4 protein-coding genes are annotated in these 3,737 nt (G+C 71.7%); 3 read left to right on the top strand and 1 reads right to left on the bottom strand.

All coding sequences use genetic code 11. From position 1 onward, the window contains the following. Positions 1-557, bottom strand: a 557-nt coding sequence (locus RMP09_RS18350) for a DMT family transporter (protein WP_310567418.1), incomplete at its 3' end; no start/stop codon positions are given. 77 nt (positions 558-634) lie between these two features. Here RMP09_RS18350 and RMP09_RS18345 point away from each other — a divergent pair. The 3 genes from RMP09_RS18345 to RMP09_RS18335 are packed head-to-tail and all read left to right on the top strand — an operon-like array spanning position 635 to position 3,659. Further along, entirely contained in the window at positions 635-1,267 is a 633-nt protein-coding gene (locus RMP09_RS18345) for a TetR/AcrR family transcriptional regulator (RefSeq protein WP_310567417.1), read from the top strand. Then, positions 1,264-2,472 carry an efflux RND transporter periplasmic adaptor subunit gene (locus RMP09_RS18340; RefSeq protein ID WP_310567416.1) on the top strand — a complete coding sequence of 403 codons (1,209 nt, stop codon included), beginning with the start codon at positions 1,264-1,266 and terminating at the stop codon, positions 2,470-2,472. Before RMP09_RS18345 ends, RMP09_RS18340 begins: the two co-directional genes overlap by 4 nt. Then, positions 2,469-3,659 (top strand): ABC transporter permease, encoded by a 1,191-nt coding sequence (locus RMP09_RS18335; RefSeq protein ID WP_310567415.1) that lies wholly within the window; start codon positions 2,469-2,471, stop codon positions 3,657-3,659. The genes RMP09_RS18340 and RMP09_RS18335 overlap by 4 nt, the downstream gene beginning before the upstream one ends. The last annotated feature ends 78 nt before the right edge of the window (positions 3,660-3,737 follow it).

The raw sequence follows: 3,737 nt of genomic DNA, 5'->3' as shown, positions 1-3,737 counted from the left end.
GGGTCGCGCTCGGCCACGCCGCGCGAGAGGGTGTTGTCCACGCCCCAGGCGATGGTGGCCACGGCCACGGCGAGCAGGCCGAGCAACTGCACCTGGCCCGAGAGGCCCTGGTCGATCACCAGCAGGGCGCCACCGGCCAGCAGCAGCGCCACGGCGGTCTTGACGCGCCCGTCCAGCACCTCGCCGTACCAGCGCCAGGCCAGCACCGCCGTGAACACGGCCTCGAGCGTGAGCAGCAGCGAGGCGCTGGCACCGCTGGTGCGCTGCAGGCCCCAGGCCAGCGCCACCGGGCCGATCACCGCACCCGCCGCCACCATGGCCAGCAGGCGCGGTGCGTCGCTGCGGCGCAGCGGTGCTTCAGCCCCCGCGCCGCGGCGCTGGAACAGGGCCACCAGCGCGGCGCCGGCGTAGAGCAGCGCGGCGGTGCTGAACGGGCCGAGGCCCTGACCGAAACGCTGGACGAGCGGCGTGCTCAGGCCAAACAGGGCGGCGGCGAGCAAGGCCAGCAGGCCACCGCGGAGCGCGGGGTTCCCGGAGGTGGGGTGGTGGTGCGGCATGGCCCGGATGGTAGACGCCGGGCAGCGTCGGATTCTTCGCTTGAATATCAGTAATTACTCAATTACATTAATTGCCCATGCCCACCAAACAACCCACCCACACCCGCCAGGCCGAACTGGTGGCCGCGGCGCTGGCGCTGGCCGCCGAGCGCAGCCCGGCCGAGGTGACCACCGCCGCGCTGGCGCAGGCGGTGGGCATCACGCAGGGCGCGGTGTTCCGCCATTTCGAGAGCAAGGAAGCGATCTGGCTGGCCGTGATCGACTTCGCGCACCAGGACCTGCTGGCCCGCCTGCACGCGGCGGCGGCCGTGCAGACGCAGCCGCTGGCGGCGCTGCGCGCGGTGTTCATGGCGCACGTGGATTTCGTGGTCGAGAAGCCTGGCGTGCCGCGGGTGATTTTTCAGGAGCTGCAGCACCCCGAGGACACACCGCTCAAGGCGCGCGTGCGCGGGCTGATGCAGGCCTACCGCACGCTGCTCACCGGCCTGCTGCAACGGGCGCAGGCGGCGCGGCTGCTGGCGCCGGGCACCGACCTGCAGGCGGCGGCGGTGCTGTTCATCGGCTCGGTGCAGGGGCTGGTGATGCAGTCGCTGCTGAGCGGCCAGGTGGGCGCGATGCGCTCACTGGCACCGGCCGTTTTTGACCTTTTTCAACAAGCCATTGCCGCGCCGCCCACCCGGGCCCGGCGCACGCAGGAGACCACCCCATGAAGATGAACCCCCAACTCTCGCGCCGGCTGCTGCTGGGCGGCCTGGCCGTGGCGCTGCTCGCGGCGCTGGCCTGGGTGGCGCTGCGGACCGGGCCGCTGGCGCCCACCAAGGTGCAGGTGACCGAGGTGAAAAAAGGCAGCGTGAGCCCGGCCATCTTCGGCATTGGCCAGGTGGAGGCGCAGCGCAGCTGGATGGTCGGGCCGACGGTGGCCGGGCGCGTGCTGGGCGTGCAGGTGGACGTGGGCCAGACGGTGCAGCCGGGCCAGCCACTGGCCGAGATGGACCCGGTGGACCTGGACCAGCGGCTGGCGGCGCTGGACGCCTCGCTCGCCCGCGCACAGAGCGCGCAGCAGGCGGCGGGCGCGCAGGTGGCCGACGCGCAGGCGCGGCGCGCGCTGGCGGCGGCGAATCTGAAACGCAATGAAGACCTGGCACGGCAGGCCTTCATCAGCGCCGGGGCGCTGGAAGCGCGGTCGCAGGAGGTCGCGTCGGCCAGCGCGGGCGTGGCCGCCGCACAGGCCAACCTGAGCGGCAGCGCACAGGACATGGCGCGGCTGCGCGCCGAGCGCGCGGCGCTGGCCCAGCAGCGCGGCAACCTGAAACTGGTGGCACCGGCGGCGGCGGTGGTGACCGCCCGCGAGGCCGAGGCCGGCACCACGGTGGTGGCCGGCCAGGCCGTGCTGCGGCTGATAGACCCGGCCAGCCTGTGGGTGAAGCTGCGGGTGGACCAGGGCCGCAGCGCCGGGCTAGCACCGGGACTGGTGGCGCGCATCACCCTGCGCTCGCGGCCGGGTGAAACGCTGGCCGGCAAGGTCACGCGGGTCGAGGCGCTGGCCGACGCCGTGACCGAGGAGCGGCTGGCGATGGTGGCGTTTGACGCGCCGCCCGCGGGCGTGTCGCTGGGCGCTTCGGTGGGCGAGATGGCCGAGGTGACACTGCAGCTGCCGCCCACGGCCGAGCGCCCGCTGCTGCCCAACGCGGCGGTGGTGCAGCACGAGGGCCGCACCGGCGTGTGGCGGCTCCAGGACGGCGCGCTCAGCTTCGCGCCGGTGACGCTGGGCGTGCAGGGCCTGGACGGCCAGGTGCAGGTGCTGGACGGCCTGAACGTGGGCGACACGGTGGTGCGCTACAGCCAGAGCGCGCTCAAGCCCGGCACGCGCATCGCGGTGGTGGAGCAGCTGGTGCCGGCGGGGGCCAAAAAGTGATCAGCCTAGCGGGCCGCGACATCCTGCACGGCTGGAGCAAGTACGTGCTGACCGGGCTGGGCCTGGGGCTGCTGATCGGCGTGACGCTGACCATGGCGGGCGTGTACCGCGGCATGGTGGACGACGCGCACGCGCTGCTGTCCAACAGCCGCGCCGACCTGTGGGTGGTGCAGAAAGACACGCAGGGTCCGTACGCCGAATCGTCGAGCCTCAAGGACGACGTGGTGCGCAGCGTGCGCGGCATGCCGGGCGTGGCGGCGGCGGCCAACGTCGCCTACCTCACCATGCAGGTGCAGCAAGGCGGCCAGGACAGTCGCGTGATGGTGGTTGGCATGGAGCCCGGCATGCCCGGCGCGCCCGGCTACCTGGTGGCGGGCCGCCACATCACGCGCAACCACTACGAGGCGGTGGCCGATGTGAAGACCGGCTTTGCGCTGGGCGATGTGGTGCGCATCCGCCGCCACGATTACACCGTGGTGGGGCTGACGCGGCGCATGGTGTCGTCGGGCGGCGACCCGATGCTGTTCGTGCCCATGAAGGACGCGCAGGAAACGCAGTTCCTGAAAGACAACGACGCCATCGTCAACGAGCGCGCGCGCACCGCCGCCAACCCGGCCTTCAACCGCCCGGGCAGCCCCGGCCTGCTCGAAGCGGTGCAGGCCCTGCAGACCAGCAGCCGCAGCGTGAACGCGGTGCTGGTGCAGATCGCGCCCGGCTTCACCGCCGAACAGGTGGCCGAGCCGATCCGGCGCTGGAAGCACCTGAGCGTGCACACCCGCGACCAGATGGAAGACATCCTGATCGTCAAGCTGATCGCCAATTCGGCCAAACAGATCGGCATGTTCCTCGTCATCCTGGCGGTCGTGAGCGCGGCCATCGTGGCCTTCATCATCTACACCATGACCATGGGCAAGCTGCGCGAGATCGCGGTGCTCAAGCTCATCGGCACGCGCGACCGCACCATCGCCGGCATGATCCTGCAGCAGGCGCTGGGCCTGGGCCTGATCGGCTTTGCGGTGGGCAAGGTGGCGGCCACGGTGTGGGGCCCGGCCTTCCCCAAATACGTGCTGCTATTGCCAGGCGACGCGGTCACCGGCCTGGTCGTCACCCTGATCATCTGCGCGCTGGCCAGCACGCTGGCGATCCGTGTGGCGCTGAAGGTGGACCCGGGCGCGGCGATCGGATGAACACCATGAACACAACAACCCAGGGCGGCATCCTGATCGAAGGCCTGCGCAAGGTCTATGGCCACGGCGACACGGCCG

The organism is Hydrogenophaga sp. (assembly GCF_031426985.1).
Classification (GTDB): domain Bacteria; phylum Pseudomonadota; class Gammaproteobacteria; order Burkholderiales; family Burkholderiaceae_C; genus Hydrogenophaga.
This window is presented reverse-complemented; position numbering and strand designations above follow the sequence as displayed.

Excerpts from the sequence above, each read along its gene's own strand:
- RMP09_RS18345 (WP_310567417.1), top strand. The coding sequence starts at position 635 with ATGCCCACCAAACAACCCACCCACACCCGCCAGGCCGAACTGGTGGCC.
- RMP09_RS18340 (WP_310567416.1), top strand. The coding sequence starts at position 1,264 with ATGAAGATGAACCCCCAACTCTCGCGCCGGCTGCTGCTGGGCGGCCTG.